Here is a 1144-nt window from a genome sequence, read left to right as displayed (position 1 = left end):
CAGGAGGACGTGTGTTCGCCAATCCCGAGGAACTGCTGCGGTACCTCAAGAACGAGGACGTGAAGTTCGTCGACGTACGGTTCTGTGACCTGCCCGGTGTGATGCAGCACTTCAACCTGCCGGTCGAGTCCGTCAACGACGACCTGTTCACCGAGGGTCTGGCCTTCGACGGTTCGTCGATCCGCGGTTTCCAGGCGATCCACGAGTCGGACATGCTCCTGCTCCCGGACGTCGCGACCGCGTTCATCGACCCGTTCCGGGCGCAGAAGACCCTGGCGTTGAACTTCTTCATCCACGACCCGTTCACCCGCGAGGCCTACACCCGCGACCCGCGGAACGTGGCCAAGAAGGCCGAGGCGTACCTCGCGGCCAGCGGCATCGCCGACACCGCGTACTTCGGCGCCGAGGCGGAGTTCTACATCTTCGACTCCATCCGCCACGAAACCTCCGCCCACCAGTCGTTCTACTACATCGACTCCATCGAGGGCGCCTGGAACTCCGGCCGCGAGGAACCCGGCGGCAACCGCGGCTACAAGACCGCCTACAAGGGCGGCTACTTCCCCGTCCCGCCGGTCGACCACTACGCCGACCTGCGCGACTCGATCGTGCGCCGGCTGGTCGACACCGGCTTCACCGTCGAACGCTCCCACCACGAGGTCGGCACCGCCGGCCAATCAGAGATCAACTACCGGTTCTCCACCCTGCTGCACGCCGCCGACCAACTCCAGCTGTTCAAGTACATCGTGAAGAACGAAGCCTGGGCCAACGGCAAAACCGCCACGTTCATGCCCAAGCCCCTCTTCGGCGACAACGGCTCCGGCATGCACACCCACCAGAGCCTCTGGCTCGGCGGCGAACCACTGTTCTACGACGAGACCGGCTACGCCGGCCTGTCCGACACCGCCCGCTGGTACATCGGCGGCCTGCTACACCACGCCCCGTCACTGCTGGCCTTCACCAACCCCACGGTCAACTCCTACCGCCGCCTCGTACCCGGCTTCGAAGCACCCGTGAACCTGGTCTACTCCCAGCGCAACCGCTCCGCCTGCACCCGCATCCCCGTCACCGGCGCCAACCCCAAGGCCAAGCGCGTCGAATTCCGCGTGCCCGACCCCTCGGCCAACGTCTACCTCGCCTTCTCCGC

The 1144-nt window shown here is 65.8% G+C and carries 1 protein-coding gene; it reads left to right on the top strand.

Annotation, left to right across the window (positions count from 1 at the left end; translation table 11 throughout):
* Positions 1–11: 11 nt before the first annotated feature.
* A partial coding sequence (gene glnA, locus ACTWLT_RS31515) for a type I glutamate--ammonia ligase (protein ID WP_445321491.1) occupies positions 12–1144 on the top strand: 1133 nt, incomplete at its 3' end.

The sequence above is a fragment of the Micromonospora yongxingensis genome, assembly GCF_052601155.1.
This window is presented reverse-complemented; position numbering and strand designations above follow the sequence as displayed.